Annotated in this window: 17 protein-coding genes; 15 read left to right on the top strand and 2 right to left on the bottom strand. The window is 64.0% G+C overall.

Annotated features, from left to right (window positions below):
* Positions 1-48 precede the first annotated feature (48 nt).
* From ABFK29_RS14955 to ABFK29_RS14915, 9 genes are all read left to right on the top strand, one after another.
* Positions 49-1581 carry an acyl-CoA carboxylase subunit beta gene (locus tag ABFK29_RS14955; protein WP_005856241.1) on the top strand — a complete coding sequence of 511 codons (1533 nt, stop codon included), beginning with the start codon at positions 49-51 and terminating at the stop codon, positions 1579-1581.
* Between the two features lie 471 nt (positions 1582-2052).
* On the top strand, positions 2053-2436 hold the full coding sequence (locus ABFK29_RS14950; protein ID WP_040604183.1) for a DUF6497 family protein: 384 nt from the start codon (positions 2053-2055) through the stop codon (positions 2434-2436).
* A 202-nt stretch (positions 2437-2638) separates the two neighbouring features.
* On the top strand, positions 2639-2782 hold the full coding sequence (locus ABFK29_RS14945) for a hypothetical protein (protein ID WP_005856236.1): 144 nt from the start codon (positions 2639-2641) through the stop codon (positions 2780-2782).
* 87 nt (positions 2783-2869) lie between these two features.
* Positions 2870-3235, top strand: a complete 366-nt coding sequence (locus ABFK29_RS14940; RefSeq protein WP_005856234.1) for a hypothetical protein — start codon at positions 2870-2872, stop codon at positions 3233-3235.
* A 346-nt stretch (positions 3236-3581) separates the two neighbouring features.
* On the top strand, positions 3582-3785 hold the full coding sequence (locus ABFK29_RS14935; RefSeq protein WP_040604182.1) for a hypothetical protein: 204 nt from the start codon (positions 3582-3584) through the stop codon (positions 3783-3785).
* 144 nt (positions 3786-3929) lie between these two features.
* Entirely contained in the window at positions 3930-4136 is a 207-nt protein-coding gene (locus tag ABFK29_RS14930; RefSeq protein WP_005856230.1) for a hypothetical protein, read from the top strand.
* A gap of 196 nt (positions 4137-4332) precedes the next feature.
* On the top strand, positions 4333-6333 hold the full coding sequence (locus tag ABFK29_RS14925; protein WP_005856227.1) for an acetyl-CoA carboxylase biotin carboxylase subunit: 2001 nt from the start codon (positions 4333-4335) through the stop codon (positions 6331-6333).
* A 188-nt stretch (positions 6334-6521) separates the two neighbouring features.
* Complete coding sequence (locus ABFK29_RS14920) at positions 6522-6944, top strand: hypothetical protein (protein ID WP_005856225.1); 423 nt, start codon at positions 6522-6524, stop codon at positions 6942-6944.
* A gap of 87 nt (positions 6945-7031) precedes the next feature.
* On the top strand, positions 7032-7547 hold the full coding sequence (locus ABFK29_RS14915) for a hypothetical protein (protein ID WP_005856222.1): 516 nt from the start codon (positions 7032-7034) through the stop codon (positions 7545-7547).
* A gap of 7 nt (positions 7548-7554) precedes the next feature.
* Here ABFK29_RS14915 and ABFK29_RS14910 read toward each other — a convergent pair whose 3' ends face one another.
* A complete protein-coding gene (locus ABFK29_RS14910; protein ID WP_005856220.1) occupies positions 7555-7995 on the bottom strand; it encodes a DUF4174 domain-containing protein in 441 nt (146 codons plus the stop codon).
* Positions 7996-8161: 166 nt separating this feature from the next.
* Here ABFK29_RS14910 and ABFK29_RS14905 point away from each other — a divergent pair, with 166 nt between their 5' ends.
* A complete protein-coding gene (locus ABFK29_RS14905; protein WP_040604181.1) occupies positions 8162-9097 on the top strand; it encodes a hypothetical protein in 936 nt (311 codons plus the stop codon).
* A complete protein-coding gene (scpA, locus tag ABFK29_RS14900; RefSeq protein WP_005856216.1) occupies positions 9060-11201 on the top strand; it encodes a methylmalonyl-CoA mutase in 2142 nt (713 codons plus the stop codon). The genes ABFK29_RS14905 and scpA overlap by 38 nt, the downstream gene beginning before the upstream one ends.
* 390 nt (positions 11202-11591) lie before the next feature.
* On the opposite strand, the gene nhaA is transcribed toward scpA, so the two are convergent.
* On the bottom strand, positions 11592-12797 hold the full coding sequence (nhaA, locus tag ABFK29_RS14895) for a Na+/H+ antiporter NhaA (protein ID WP_005856214.1): 1206 nt from the start codon (positions 12795-12797) through the stop codon (positions 11592-11594).
* Between the two features lie 145 nt (positions 12798-12942).
* Between nhaA and ABFK29_RS14890 the strand changes: the two genes are divergently transcribed.
* The 4 genes from ABFK29_RS14890 (at position 12943) to ABFK29_RS14875 (ending at position 15935) form a co-directional block, all read left to right on the top strand.
* Positions 12943-13560 (top strand): VOC family protein, encoded by a 618-nt coding sequence (locus ABFK29_RS14890; RefSeq protein WP_005856212.1) that lies wholly within the window; start codon positions 12943-12945, stop codon positions 13558-13560.
* Between the two features lie 270 nt (positions 13561-13830).
* Positions 13831-14514 (top strand): TerB family tellurite resistance protein, encoded by a 684-nt coding sequence (locus tag ABFK29_RS14885; protein ID WP_005856210.1) that lies wholly within the window; start codon positions 13831-13833, stop codon positions 14512-14514.
* A 7-nt stretch (positions 14515-14521) separates the two neighbouring features.
* The gene (locus tag ABFK29_RS14880) at positions 14522-15523 is read left to right on the top strand and encodes an endonuclease/exonuclease/phosphatase family protein (RefSeq protein ID WP_005856208.1); all 1002 of its coding nucleotides are present in this window, start codon (positions 14522-14524) and stop codon (positions 15521-15523) included.
* Positions 15524-15569: 46 nt separating this feature from the next.
* Positions 15570-15935 (top strand): hypothetical protein, encoded by a 366-nt coding sequence (locus tag ABFK29_RS14875; RefSeq protein WP_005856206.1) that lies wholly within the window; start codon positions 15570-15572, stop codon positions 15933-15935.
* The last annotated feature ends 47 nt before the right edge of the window (positions 15936-15982 follow it).

Raw genomic sequence — 15982 nt, 5'->3', positions numbered from 1 at the left:
TGGACGCGTGCGCTCTGTATGTTCCCGCCAAACGGAAAGGGGCCGCCGATGAAGGACATTATCCAGGAACTGCACGACCGTCGCGAGAACGCCCGCCTGGGCGGGGGGCAGAAACGGATCGACGCCCAGCACGCCAAAGGCAAGCTGACGGCACGGGAGCGGATCGAACTGTTGCTCGACGAGGGCAGCTTCGAGGAATACGACACCTTCGTCGCCCATCGCTGCACCGACTTCGGCATGGACAAGAACCGGCCCTACGGGGACGGCGTGGTGACCGGCTGGGGGACGATCAACGGTCGCATGGCCTATGTCTTCAGTCAGGACTTCACCGTGCTGGGCGGCTCGGTCTCTGCTACACATGCGCAGAAGATCTGCAAGATCATGGACATGGCGATGCAGAACGGCGCGCCGGTCATCGGGTTGAACGACAGTGGCGGTGCTCGCATCCAGGAAGGCGTGGACGCGCTGGCGGGCTATGCCGACATCTTCCAGAAGAACATCGAGGCCTCGGGCGTCATTCCGCAGATCTCCGTCATCATGGGGCCCTGCGCAGGTGGCGCCGTTTATTCGCCCGCGATGACCGACTTCATCTTCATGGTGAAGGACACCTCCTACATGTTCGTCACCGGCCCCGATGTGGTGAAGACCGTCACCAACGAGATCGTCACCGCCGAGGAACTGGGCGGCGCGTCCACCCATACGAAGAAGTCCTCGGTCGCCGATGGCGCGTTCGAGAACGATGTGGAGGCGTTGGCCGAGGTGCGTCGGCTCGTGGACTTCCTGCCGCTCAGCAACCGTGAGAAGCCGCCGGTCCGTCCGTTCTTCGACGAGGTCGACAGGCTGGAGGCGTCGCTGGATACGCTGATCCCCGACAACCCCAACATGCCCTATGACATGAAGGAACTGATCGGCAAGGTCGCGGACGAGGGCGATTTCTACGAGATCCAGCAGGACTTTGCCGGCAACATCATCACGGGGTTCATCCGCCTCGAAGGGCAGACCGTGGGCGTCGTCGCCAACCAGCCGATGGTGCTGGCGGGGGTTCTGGACATCGACAGCAGCCGCAAGGCCGCGCGCTTCGTCCGGTTCTGCGATTGTTTCGAAATCCCGATTCTGACCTTCGTCGACGTGCCGGGCTTCCTGCCGGGGACGGCCCAGGAATACAACGGCGTGATCAAGCACGGCGCAAAGCTGCTGTTTGCCTACGGCGAGGCGACCGTGCCGATGGTCACCGTCATCACCCGCAAGGCCTACGGCGGCGCTTATGACGTCATGGCATCGAAGCACATGAAAGCTGACGTGAACTATGCCTGGCCCACGGCGCAGATCGCCGTGATGGGTGCAAAGGGCGCGGCAGAGATCATTCACCGGGCCGATCTGGGCGACGCGGACAAGATCAAGGCCCATGCCGACGCCTACGAAGAGCGGTTCGCCAACCCCTTCATCGCGGCAGAGCGCGGATTCATAGATGAGGTGATCCAGCCCCGGTCGACCCGGCGGCGCGTGGCGCGTGCCTTTGCGATGCTGCGCAACAAGCGGCAGTCGATGCCGTGGAAGAAGCACGACAACATTCCGCTGTGAGCCGAAGATGCAGGGTGAGGTCGCAATCCGTCGTCTGAAGGGCGGCTGGCTGGAGCAACGGTCTGCGGAGGGCTACGTGCTGGCGCGCGAGTGGCCGCCGCGACTCGATGTTTCCGCAACGTCAGCCTTCCCGGACCTGAGCGCCTCGCGCCTCGCTCGGCAGATCCGTCAGGACCTCTGGCGGAGCCTTAAAAATATGCGTGGTTTTTCGCCAATCGTGCAGATTCACTTTACGTTACAAGGAATGACTGTTACGGCTGGCGGGCGTGTTTACGGACGCGCGCCACGGGGAATCGCTTCGCAGATTCAATCCCTTCTGGAGAACCCCGCCAATCGCGAGCGGTGGCTCACATGGGCCCGGAGGCGCACGACATGAGCGCAATGAAACACCATGCCGCAGGTGCGCCTGCGGCAGCAGCGGCCCCGGCGGGAGGAGCGAGCGCGGCAACGCGAACGTGCCGGGGCTGCGACTTGATCACCCGATTGCCCCTTATCTTCTCACTGGTCTCCGTCCTTGCCGCGCCTGTCGCGGCAGAAGAACTGGAGTTGCCGGTGTCCGGGCTTTCGGTCGCCTTCTTCGACCTGATCGACGACACTCCGACATGGCGGATCCGCTTCACGGCGCCTGGCCTCACGTCCGGCGACGTGGACTACGCATCGGTCTCCGATGACATGGCGTGGCTGTGCCGGGAAGAGGCACTGCCGCGCCTCGAAGCTGTCGCTGCGTCACCCGAACATATCGTCGTCACACTGATGCAGGAGCCGGTCGAATTCGGGGTCGCGACACCCGGAATCCGGCAGTTTTTTGAAAGCTATACGGTCGAAGACGGCCTCTGTATCTGGGAGGCCTACTGATGAATGCACTACATCTAGCGCAAGGCGCGCCACTGCGGCGGGCGTATGCGTCTTCCGAGTCACAGATGAAATCGCTTGCTCGGACCGCGTATCTTTTCCCCAGCATCGCCGTTATTCTGACATGCGATTGCACCCAAGCAATCGACACCTCGAAAGGGGGGGCGGCAGAGTGCGGCCTCCCGTTTAATGACAGGAGCAAGAGATGTCCAAGAGCATCAAACTGCTTGCCATGCTTTCGGTTGTCGCCGGCCTCTCGGCTTGCGCGCAGCAGGAAGAAGAAGAATACGTCGTGGTCAACCCTGAGCCGATCAGCGTTGAGCCGGTGTACACGGGCAAGTACAAGTAAGAACCTATCGGGGCGGGTGGGTTCCCCGCTCGTCCCGACATTCCTATCGAGCACGGCTGATCGGGCCCCGTCGAAAGAGGGCCGGACATGCTGAAGCACCGCGGTTTTCCGGGCCGTCTGCCCGGCACAGATTTTCAGTTCACGATCCGTCGCGCCAATCCAAAGGGCGCGACGGCGATAGTCCGGCGGGACCGCTATCGCGACCGCCGCGCGCCTGACCGCAAGGCCGACTGGGTCTTCATGTCGGCGCTGTGGTACCACTTCGGCGATCAGCCCTTCGAACGCGGCAACCTCGATGCCGGGCGTCTGTCTTGGTTGTTCGGTCGCGAAGTCCTGCCTTACGACGATCCCTTCGATCCGGAGTCCTACGAGGCGCTCCTGATCATCGACGAAGCCGCCGCCCGCGCATCCTTCCCCGAGGCCTTCGACGAACAGGAGCCCTGGGAAAAATGAACGTGCGCGTGGTTTTGCCGATCCGGTCAGCTTTTGCGCGGCACAATGCCGACGGGAATCCAGCGATGGATTCACACTTTGCCGAAAGCGCCGCTTCTGCCAGCCTGAAGACAGGTCAAGGGTTCAGTCCGTCGAAGGCTGTCCGTTCCGCCCTTGCCCGTTCCCCAAAGGGGCGGCCGCACTTGTCCCCAGTATGGCCGCCCCGCCCTTGGGTGGACTTTCAGGAATGGTCGGATCGTCAGGAGCTTGTGCCATGCCACGTCATGCGGAGAAACTTCTGGAAGTTTGCACCTCTTTGGGCGATTCTGACCGCAGAGCAGAAAAAACAAAAGCCTGAGGCAGACAGATGCAAATCCTTCGTATTTCTTTCGCCATATTGGCGATGCTTGTTCTTGCGAGTTGTGGCGACACGCTTGGAGAGCAGGCAGTTGTGGGCATGGGCGCCGGTGGCGCCGCGGCCATGGTCCTTGAAAAGGACGCCCTCACCGGCGCGGCCGTCGGTGCTGCGGCCAACATCGCCTATTGCAGGACATATCCGTCGCGCTGCTGAAAAAAGGACGATACGCGCGCATGCCCGGACTTGCGTCGAAAATTTTCTAAAAAATCACGAAATCGCGGGAACCCTGTGCCTCGCGCGTGCGTATGGTCGTACGAATAATCAAAACTATCCGACCTTTTCCAAGGAGGAAATCCAATGCGCATTCTCACCCTCACCGCCGCTCTCGCTGCGACCCTCGGCCTTGCGGCCTGCGAAGGCACCGATCTGGAGCGCGGCGCTCTGGGGGCCGGCATCGGCGCGGCAACCGCGGCAGCGACCAACCGCAATGTGGCGGCCGGTGCAGCCATCGGCGGCGCAGCCGGTGTGGTCTGCGACGACGTCACGCCGCAGCTCTGCAACTGATCGCAAGCTGACATCCGGCCTGCGCCCGAACGGCGCATCCTGGCCGACAGATACCGAAACACGCCGTCCGGGGCTTTGCACCCCGGGCGGCGTTTTCGTGTGCGCACATCCCCTGCCGAGGCAGGGCGACGGACAACACGCCCGGGGCGTGACGACAACGAACACGCCCTCGGCGTGACGAACGAAGGGACGAGAGATGTTTGAAAAGATCCTGATCGCGAACCGGGGCGAGATCGCCTGCCGGGTCATCAAGACCGCGCGCAAGATGGGCATCAAGACAGTGGCCGTGTACTCGGACGCGGACAAGCACGCACTGCACGTCGAGATGGCCGATGAGGCCGTGCACATCGGCCCGCCGCCCGCAAACCAGTCCTATATCGTGATCGACAAGATCATGGATGCGATTGCGCAGACCGGTGCGCAGGCAGTGCACCCGGGCTACGGCTTCCTTTCCGAAAACCCGAAGTTCGCGCAGGCGCTGGAAACCGCGTCCGTCGCCTTCATCGGTCCCCCGGTCAAGGCGATCGAAGCCATGGGCGACAAGATCACCTCGAAGAAGATCGCGCAGGAGGCCGGGGTCAGCACCGTGCCCGGCTACATGGGTCTGATCGAGGACGCCGAAGAAGCGGTGAAGATCTCCAACGAGATCGGCTACCCCGTGATGATCAAGGCCAGCGCCGGCGGCGGCGGCAAGGGCATGCGGATCGCGTGGAACGACAGCGAGGCGCGCGAAGGCTTCCAGTCGTCCAAGAACGAGGCGGCAAACTCTTTCGGCGACGACCGCATCTTCATCGAGAAGTTCGTCACCCAGCCGCGCCACATCGAAATCCAGGTGCTCTGCGATGCCCACGGCAACGGTATCTACCTGAACGAGCGGGAATGCTCGATCCAGCGCCGCAACCAGAAGGTCGTCGAAGAAGCGCCGAGCCCCTTCCTGGATGCCGAGACCCGCAAGGCGATGGGCGAACAGTCCGTCGCGCTGGCCAAGGCGGTGGGCTATACCTCTGCCGGGACGGTCGAATTCATCGTCGATGGCGAAAAGAACTTCTACTTCCTTGAAATGAACACCCGCCTTCAGGTGGAGCACCCGGTGACCGAGCTCATCACCGGTGTCGATCTGGTCGAGCAGATGATCCGCGTTGCCAATGGCGAACCGCTGTCGATCACCCAGGACGACGTGAAGATCAACGGCTGGGCCATCGAGAACCGCCTTTACGCCGAGGACCCGTACCGGGGCTTCCTGCCCTCCATCGGGCGGCTGACCCGCTACCGTCCCCCGGCGGAGGGCGAACTGGGCGAGGGGATCGTGCGCAACGACACCGGCGTCTTCGAAGGCGGCGAGATCTCCATGTATTACGACCCGATGATTGCGAAGCTCTGCACCTGGGGCCCGACCCGGGGGGCCGCAATCGAAGTCATGCGCAACGCACTCGACAGTTTCGAGGTCGAGGGCATCGGTCACAACCTGCCGTTCGTGGCCGCCGTGATGGATCATCCGAAGTTCATCTCGGGCGACATGACCACCGCCTTCATTGCCGAGGAATATCCCGAAGGTTTCGAAGGCGTGGCGCTGAGCGAGGCGCAGCTCAAGCACGTGGCCGCTGCCGCGGCCGCGATGAACCGGGTGGCAGAGATCCGGCGCACGCGTGTGACCGGGCGCCTCGGCAACCACGAACGCCGTGTCGGGTCCGAATGGAACGTGACACTGCAGGATACCTCCTTCGACATGACCGTGGACGCCGACCAGAAAGGCGCGACCATTGCCTTTGCCGATGGCGAAACGATGCGGGTGGAAGGCGACTGGACGCCCGGCGACAGTCTTGCACGGATGACCGTGGACGGCACGCCGCTGGTCCTGAAGGTGGACAAGATCACCCAGGGCTTCCGCCTGCGCACCCGTGGCGCCGACCTGAAGGTGCATGTCCGCAGCCCGCGCCAGGCCGAACTGGCCCGGCTGATGCCGGAGAAACTCCCGCCCGACACCTCCAAGCTGCTGCTTTGCCCGATGCCCGGCCTGATCGTGAAGATCGACGTGGAGGAAGGACAAGAAGTGCAGGAGGGGCAGGCGCTCTGCACGGTCGAGGCGATGAAGATGGAGAACATCCTGCGCGCCGAGAAGAAGGGCGTCGTGTCCAGGATCAACGCGGGCCCGGGCGACAGCCTGAAGGTCGACGACGTGATCATGGAATTCGAGTGAGACCATGGCGGCAGGGGGTTTGCACGGCTGGGCAGACAGGCGTCGGACAGGTGTCCGGCGGCTGTTCCCGCGCCGGCTGCCCACTGCCGCCGGCCCTGTCGGTGCGCGCAGTGCTTTTGCACCCGTGACCTCCGGGTGTTTTCCGGTCTATTCTCTGTTCGAGACGGGAACGAGCGGGGACAAGGGCGATGATGCGACGCGTCGCAGCGATATGGCTGATGCACAGCCTGGCCTTTCTGGCCGGGCTGATCGTGTCGGGTGTTGTCGCCGTGGGTCTCTGGGCCGTCGTTCCGGGGACGGTGCCGACGTGGATGCTGTTCGGCATGGCGCTTTCGGTCTCCATCGTGGCGGTCGGCGCGGGCTACGGGCTGTACCTGACGCTGGTCGGGCTGCTTCTGGACGTGGATCTGGGCTGGGCCTACTACCTTCTGGGGCCGGTCATCGTGCTGGTGGTCATGACGCTGGTGTTCCTGGGCGTCTATTGGCACATCCTGACCGTAGGGCAGGGCAGCCTTGCGGGATACGTGGCGCTCTTCCTGATCGGCGGGGCCATCCTGACCCGTCGCGCCGCGGGAACTCTGCCGCTGACGGAGGCCGAGGAAGACGCCTGACCGGCGCGCCCCGCCTCGGCGAAACGAAGTCTCAAGACCTTGCGCTTACCCTCCCGGACCGAAGGGAACGGCCGGAGGCGGGACATCATGCGCATTGCGAAGCACGTTGTGCTTGTCCTGTCCGCGCTGCTTGTCCTGACGTCCTGCATTCCCCTCGACAAGGAGGAGGAGGTCCGCGCCGAACTTGCCGGTCTCGTCTACCTTGCGCAGACCCGGCGCTTCACGTCGAAGCCCACGTGCACGGCGGCGATCTTCGATCTGGCCTCGTCCTCGGTGCGCAGCCATCGGGTGCGGATCGTCTCGGACGTGCGGGCCGGTCTGCGGCTGGTGAAGGCCGGGCGCGTGGTGGCCTTCGACGTGCCGGGGGCCAATCCCAACGTCGTCTCCGAACAACTGATGTCCATCAGTCTGGAGGAGGGCATGGGCCTGCTGTCCAGTTTCATAGGGCCGTCGATGGCCTGTATGGACGACCAGTTCCAAGTGGATGCCTACTACGCGTTGATGTCGGACCAGAGCCTGACGATCTACGATCCGACGAACAACGCGATGATGCTGCTGCATCGGGAAGCGCGCCTGCTGTTCTTCCTGCGCGGCAACGTCTGACGACGGCTCAGAAGCCCTTCAGCTCATCCTGCCGAAGCGGCAGCTTGTCGATGGAGCGGGAGATCTCCCGTACCGACCACGGGCGCGGCTTGCGGGTGACGATGGTGCCGTCCTTTGCCATGACCACCAGCATGAACCCGCGTGGGCGCAGGGCCTTACGGACAGAGGTCATCGCCTGCGGATCGCTGTCCGCGATGATGACCACGTCGCGCTCGTCAAGCGCGGTGTACCGGTCGGTCAGCAGTTCGATCTGTTCCTGGAACCTCGGATCGGCGGCATTGTCGGCAAAGACCACGACGGGCCGCTTGATCCACAGCCAGTCCGACAGAGAGGTGTCGGCGGCGTCCAGCACGATGGGCCTGTCGGCATCGTTATCGGCGGCCCATGCCGGGGTCAGCGCGGCTGCCCCGAGGCAGAGAATGGCAGTCAGGCGAAAAATCCAGCGCATACCACAAGATATATGTCGCTCCGCGCGTCCTGCACAGGCCACATGCACCTCAGCCCGCGAAAATTTTACCTTTAACCGCATTGTCACCGGCCGGGGCGCAAGCTCTGCCGTTGCAAGAACCGTGCGCGCATCGGCTGCGTCCGGGCGCTCCGGGACCGTGACGACCATGCAGATCATTCTCCACCTCGGCGCGCACCGCGCCGCCACCACCAGCTTTCAGGCCTACCTGCGCGCCCACCGTGCCGACCTCGAGGCGCGCAGGCTGGGATTCTGGGGGCCGTGGCGCACACGCAAGGGGCTTTTGCACGGAGTGGCGGAGGCGCCGGAAAGCCCGGCACAGGCGCGCCGCGCCACCGGGCGCGTGCGCCTCGCGCTGGAAGGGGCCCGCAAGACCGGCACGGCGCGGCTTGTCGTCAGTGACGAGAACATGCTTGGTATGCCGCGCCGGTGCCTGCGCCGGGCCACCCTGTATCCCGGTGCCGGAGAACGGGTCGCCCGGCTGGCGAAGGCCTTTGGCCACGTCAACACGATCTGTCTGCAGGTGCGCGCGCTCGATGCCTGGTGGGCGTCGCTCATCGGCCACCTCATCCCGCGCGGGGCACCGGCCCCGTCGGAGGAGACGCTCGCCCGCATTGCCGCCAACCCGCGAAGCTGGCGCGAACTCGTCACCGAACTGGCCTGCGCCTGTCCGGAGGCAGAGATCCTCGTCACTCCGTTCGAAGCGTTCTGCGATCGTCCCGACCGCCTGCTGACGGTCATGAGCGGGCTGACCCATCTGCCCGTCGCCCGACCGGGCGCGTTCTGGCGCAACCGCCACCTCGACCTGAGCGGCCTGCGCACGACACTTTCGGACCGGGGCGAAGATCCCGGCCACATGCCGGAGGGAGAGGGCCGCTACATGCCCTTCACAGACGGCCAGCGCGCCTGCCTGCGCGAGGCCTACGCCGACGATCTGTTCTGGCTCGAAGCCGGGGCGGACGGGCTCGCAACATTGAAAGCCGACCCGGACCCGGGCCGCCGCAGGCTGACCCTGGCGGCGGGTCTGAAAGAGAGAGGACACACACATGACGGATCTGCCCGAAGACTGGCGCGCGACCGCTGAAAAGGAACTGCGCGGCAAGGCTGTCGACGACCTGACCTGGGACACGCTAGAAGGCATCCCTGTCAAGCCGCTCTACACCGCCGCCGACACCGAGGGCCTGCCGCACATGGGCAGCCTTCCGGGGCAGGAGCCCTTCACCCGTGGCGTGAAGGCGACGATGTACGCGGGCCGTCCCTGGACGATCCGCCAGTACGCCGGGTTCTCCACCGCCGAGGAATCGAACAACTTCTACCGCAAGGCGTTGGCCGCCGGGCAGCAGGGTGTGTCCGTCGCCTTCGACCTTGCAACGCACCGCGGCTACGACAGCGATCACCCGCGCGTGGTGGGGGATGTGGGCAAGGCAGGGGTCGCCATCGACAGCGTCGAGGACATGAAGATCCTGTTCGACGGCATTCCGCTCGACAAGGTGTCCGTGTCGATGACGATGAACGGCGCGGTGATCCCGGTTCTGGCGAACTTTATCGTCACCGGCGAAGAGCAGGGCCATGACAGGTCCGTGCTGTCCGGGACCATCCAGAACGACATCCTGAAGGAGTTCATGGTCCGCAACACGTATATCTATCCGCCCGCGCCGTCGATGCGCATCATCTCGGATATCATAGCGTATACATCGGATTACATGCCGAAGTTCAACTCGATCTCGATTTCCGGCTATCACATGCAGGAAGCGGGCGCGAACCTCGTCCAAGAGCTGGCCTTCACCCTCGCCGACGGCAAGGAGTACGTGAAGACCGCCATGGAAGCCGGTATGGACATTGACAAATTCGCCGGCCGTCTGTCCTTCTTCTTCGCCATTGGCAAGAACTTCTTCATGGAAGTGGCCAAGCTGCGCGCCGCGCGACTGCTGTGGCACCGCATCATGACGGAACTCGGGGCGCAGAACCCCCGGTCGAAGATGCTGCGCACCCATTGCCAGACCTCCGGCGTGTCGCTGGCAGAGCAGGACCCCTATAACAATGTCATTCGCACGGCTTATGAGGCGATGTCGGCGGTCCTTGGCGGCACCCAGTCGCTGCACACCAACGCACTCGACGAAGCCATTGCCTTGCCGACGGAATTCTCCGCCCGCATCGCGCGCAACACGCAGCTTGTGCTGCAGGAGGAAACCGGCGTCACAAAGGTCGTCGATCCGCTGGCGGGGTCCTACTACGTCGAGAGCCTGACCAACGAGCTGGCCGAACGGGCCTGGGCGTTGATCGAGGAAGTGGACGAGATGGGCGGCATGACCCGCGCCGTCGAATCCGGGATGCCGAAGCTCCGGATCGAAGAGACGGCGGCCCGCCGTCAGGCCGATATCGACCGCGGCACCGACGTGATCGTCGGCGTCAACAAGTACCGGCTGGAGAAGGAGGACGACCTCGACATCCTCGACATCGACAACGCCAAGGTGCGCGAGAGCCAGGTCGCCCGACTGGAGAAGATCCGTTCCACGCGCGACGAGGCGGCTTGCACCGCGGCGCTCGAAGAACTGACCCGCCGTGCGAAAGAGGGCGGCAACCTGCTTGATGCCGCGGTCGAAGCGGCCCGCGCGCGTGCCACCGTAGGAGAGATCAGCATGGCGATGGAAAAGGAATTCGGCCGGCACCGGGCAGAGGTGAAGACCCTCGCCGGTGTGTACGGCGCGGCCTACGAGGGCGACGAGGGCTTTGCCGCCATCCAGAAATCGGTGGAGCAGTTCGCCGAGGACGAAGGCCGCCGCCCGCGCATGCTGGTGGTCAAGATGGGGCAGGACGGTCACGACCGCGGCGCCAAGGTCATCGCGACGGCCTTTGCCGATATCGGGTTCGACGTCGACGTGGGACCGCTGTTCCAGACCCCGGAAGAGGCCGCTCAGGACGCCATCGACAACGATGTGCACGTGGTCGGCATCTCCAGCCAGGCCGCCGGTCACAAGACCCTGGCCCCGCAACTGGTCAAGGCGCTGCAGGCCGAAGGCGCGGGCGACATCATCGTGATCTGCGGCGGTGTCATCCCGCACCAGGACTACGAATTCCTGAAAAATGCAGGGGTGAAAGCGATCTTCGGTCCCGGCACCAACATTCCCGAAGCGGCGCAGGACATTCTGCGGCTGATCCGTCTGGCGCGCTCCGACGCGGCGGCCTGATCCCCTTCGCGCGTCCCCTGGACAGGGGGCGCGCATCGCCGGGGCCAAGGTCATACCGGCGGGTGTAGCGGTCCGCCTTGCCGGTCGTTTGCTCCGAATTCAGGCCCGCGCAAACCGGCGACTGCGCCCATCTGCCGGACGTTTCCGCTGATTTCGTACCTCATTACGGTGCTCGACAGGATGATGCGCGAAGACAATTTGGCGCCTCAAGACGTCAGCGAAACATTGGCGGTATCAAAAAAAGACGCCTGCGCGTCAGCGCAATGGCGGCTTAGGTAGCCGCCCCAATTTCGCGGAACTGGGCAGATCATGGCCCGGTCCAAGGCCGTCTGTTTGACGAAAACGTCAGATCGGGGCCGACCTGTAGCGGACGGCCCCGATCGTGATGGTTCAGGCTGCGGTCGCGTTTGACTCGCTCTCGGCCTTGCCGGCCTGATCTTCCTTGCTGGTCGACATGCGCAGAGCGATGTAGCCGATGATGCCCGAGATAAGCGATCCGCTCAGCACGCCGATGCGCACTTCGTTCATCAGCGCCGGATCGGAGAAACTCAGCGAGCCGATAAAGAGCGACATGGTAAAGCCGATCCCGGCGAGGCAGGCGATGCCGTAGATCTGCGCCCAGTTGGCGCCGTAGGGCATCCGGGCCAGACCCATCTTCACCATCAGGAAGGCCACGCCGAAGACACCCACCTGCTTGCCGATGATCAGGCCAAGCGCGATGCCAAGCGGCAGCGGAGCCAGCACCTGGTTCAGTTCCATGCCCGCCAGCACAACGCCCGCGTTGGCAAAAGCGAAGACCGGAATGATGAGGTAGAGAACATAGGGGGACAGGCCGTGCTCAAGGGAGTGCAGGGGAGACTTGCCCCACTTGTCCTTGAGCGGGATGAAGAAGGCGGTGACCACACCGGCCAGCGTCGCATGAACGCCCGACTTCAGCACCAGCACCCACAGCACCACACCCAGAAGCAGGATCGGGGCCACACGGTGCACGCGCTGGCGGTTCAGATACCACATGGCTGCCATTGGGATCAGCGCCATCAGCAGGTAGTTGACCTTCAATTCGGCGGTGTAGAACAGGGCGATGATGATGATCGCGCCCATATCGTCAAGGATCGCCAGCGTCAGCAGGAAGACCTTCAAAGAGGCCGGAACCCGGTCGCCGACCAGCGCCAGAACGCCCAGGGCAAAGGCAATGTCGGTCGCCGCCGGGATGGCCCAACCGTTGACCGTTTCAGTGTTGCCCCAGTTGAAGACGAGGTAGACGACGGCCGGAAGCACCATACCGCCCACGGCGGCCATGCCCGGAAGGACGACGTCAGACGGGTTCTTCAGCTTGCCTTCCAGAAGTTCGCGTTTCAGCTCAAGGCCGATCAGGAAGAAGAAGATCGCCATGAGCCCGTCGTTGATCCACAGGATCAGCGGCTTTTCCAGGCCTTCGCCGTTGATGGTTACGCTGAAGTAGCTGCCGAGAAAGTTGTCATACAGGATATCGAGCCCGGAATTGGCCACCACCATGGCCAGGACCGCTGAAAGTATGAGGAGGATGCCCCCCGAAGCTTCGTGACTGAAAAACTTGTCCAGAGCGCGTAGCAGCATCCTATATTTCCCTCATGTAAAGATTATAGATTCAGTCATATTTGGGGCGTTTGCCTGAGCTTTCAACGCGGAACCGGTCGTTTTTCCGCTTTGCAGCATGGATTTGCGCGTCTATCGTGCTGCGACTGCACGGAATTCACACTCAATGGTGACGCTGACCCTCGATCATATCGCCGTTCTGGGCGAAACGCTCGCCGAAGCGATCGCGCATGTCGAAGGTGCGCTCGGGCTGCCCATGTCCTCGGGCGGGGTGCATCCGCGTTTCGGCACGCACAACCAGCTCGTCGGGCTGGACCCGGAACTCTACATCGAGGCGATTGCCATTGATCCGTCCGCCTCCGCGCCGCCAGACGCGCGCTGGTTCGGCCTTGACGAGTTCGCGGGTGAGGCACGGCTGGACAAGTGGATCTGCGCCGTCTCCGACATCCACGCGGCCATCGCGGCGCTTCCCATGGCCGGGCGGGCCGTGGAACTGAGTCGCGGCAAACTGTCATGGACCATGGCGGTGCCCGAAGACGGGCGCCTGCCGTTCGACGGTCTTTTTCCGGCCCTGATCCAGTGGCATTCGGCTGTGCCGCCGGGGCGCTCGTTGCCCGCATCCGGCGCGGCGCTGACCGAACTGACGGTTACACATCCCGACGCCGCCGCCCTGAGCGACCTGCTCGCTCCGTATCTGGATGCGCCGCAAGTCCGGTTTCAGCATGGGCCTGCCGGCCTGGCTGCAGCGATCCGGCAAGCGGACGCGGACATCGTCCTGGCATGATCGTGCGGACCAAATAGCCCGCGCGCGTCGCTCGCCCTGACCGCGCGTTGATGGCGGCGACTGATCGCGCTTTATACGCGGATGGCGTGCACAGACGATGCCTCGGTAAATCGGGCGCCGATCCCGGCGGTGCTGCCAACCATGATTGCCCCGCCGCGCTCCTTTCGCAGGTGCGCCTCGGGGCCGGCGGATGGATGGATTTCGTGCTTATGCAGAAAATTCTGTATTTCCTGCCCTGACAGTTTCGCTGCATCGCGGTAAAATGCCGGCATGTCGATCTGGACCCGCATCACCCAGGCGCTTTCTGCGCTGACCTCCGGCGAAACGCTTGGCGCGCTGTTCGACCGCCTGCGCACGCCGCCTGAGCGTTCCGTGGCGTTCACCATCGCCGTGATCGCCCTGTCGGCAAAGATGGCCAAGGCCGACGGCCTCGTCACCCGCGCCGAGGTCACCGCCTTCCGCGAGGTCTTTCATATCCCGGCCGAGGAAGAGGGCAACGCCGCCCGCGTCTTCAACCTTGCCCGGCAGGATGTTGCAGGTTTCGAGGAATACGCCCGCCGCATCTCCACCATGTTCGGCGAAAACCGCGAGGCGTTGTGCGACCTGATGGAAGGGTTGTTCCATATCGCGATGGCGGACGGCCAGTATCACCCGGCAGAGGACGCCTTCCTGACCCGTGTGTCCGAGATCTTCGGCATGTCGGAAAACCGCTTCCGGTCCATGCGCGGCCGTCTTGTGCCGGACGCGGTGCCCGATCCCTACGATGTGCTGGGCGTCACGCCCGATATGGACCTGCGCGAAATCCGCAAGCATTGGCGGCAACTCGTGCGCGACAGCCACCCGGACGTGATGATCGCGCGCGGTGTGCCCGAAGAGGCGGTCAAGATCGCCGAAAAGCGCATGGCCGCGATCAACCGCGCGTGGGATGAGATCTCCGCCCGCGAAACCGCCTGACCCCGGCTTGCGCTTTGCCACCTACAACGTCGAGTGGTTCGATGCGTTGTTCGACGATCGCGGCCACCTGATTGCCGACGATGGCTGGTCAGGGCGCCGCGATGTGACACGCCGCGCGCAGGCAGAGGCACTGGGCACCGTTTTCAAAGTGCTCGACGCCGATGCGGTCATGGTGATCGAGGCACCGGACACCGGCAGCCGCCGCTCCACCACCCGCGCATTGACGGCCTTTGCGCAGGCATTCGACCTGCGCACGTCGGCCACGATCACCGGCTTCACCAACGACACGCAGCAGGAAATCGCGCTGCTCTACGACCCGGCGCGCCTGACCGTCCGGCACGACCCGAAGGCCACGCCTGGCGCGCCGGGCTTTGACACGGAGTTCCGCATCGACCTCGATGTCGACGATTTCCCCGACCCGGTGCGCTTCTCGAAACCGCCGCTGGAACTGGCCGTAACGACTGCCTCGGGCCACGCAGTGCATCTCATAGGCGCCCATCTGAAGTCCAAGGCACCGCACGGCGCGCGCAGCCGGGATGATGTCATGCGGCTGGCCATTGCCAACCGGCGCAAGCAACTGGCACAGGCGATCTGGTTGCGCGCCCGGATCGACGCGTTGCTTGCAGACGGCCAGAGCCTGATCGTGATGGGCGATCTGAACGACGGTCCCGGTCTCGACGAATTCGAAAGCCTGTTTGGCCGCAGCTCGGTCGAGATCGTTCTGGGGCAGGGCGACACCGCCCTTTACGACCCCCACGCGGCGGAGGCTCTTTCTCGGCGGATCGGTGCCCAGCCCGCCACTTCGCGCTTCTTCATCGAACCTGAAAACCGCTATCTTCAGGCGCTGCTCGACTACGTGATGGTGTCGCCGGACCTGATGGCGCGGCAGCCGGACTGGCGGATCTGGCATCCCTTCGACAATCCCCGATGCTGGCGCGACCCAGCGCTGCGGGAGGCGCTGCTGACCGCTTCGGACCACTTCCCGGTCACGCTCGACCTGGAAATCTGAGGGCGTTGCCCTTCCCGGACCGCATGGGCCGACCTATCTTCGGGGGATGAAACACATTGCCGCACCGCTGCTCGCCCTGACGCTCTTCGCCGCGCCCGTCGCCGCGCAGGAAGAGGACGACGGCGGATTCAACCTGATGGAAGAGGGCGCGCGCCTCTTCTTCCGCGGGTTGATGAGCGAGATGGAACCGGCGCTTGAAGATCTCGAAGATCTCGCCCGGGAAATGCGCCCTCAGTTACAGGCCTTCATGACCGAGATGGGGCCAGCCCTGCGCGATATCCTTGAAGAGGTGGAGGACTGGTCGGTCTACGAGCCGCCCGAAATTCTGCCCAACGGCGACATCATCATCCGACGCAAGACGCCGCCGGAAGACGAGGAGCCACTGCCGGAGAACGGCGAAATCGAACTGTGATCGAAAGGCGAGATCCACAGGCCCGGCACCGCAGGTGAAACATGCGT

This window comes from Sagittula stellata E-37 (genome assembly GCF_039724765.1).
In the GTDB taxonomy this organism is placed as follows: Bacteria; Pseudomonadota; Alphaproteobacteria; order Rhodobacterales; family Rhodobacteraceae; genus Sagittula; species Sagittula stellata.
The sequence above is the reverse complement of the archived record's forward strand: the minus strand, read 5'-3'. Positions and strand labels throughout refer to the sequence as shown.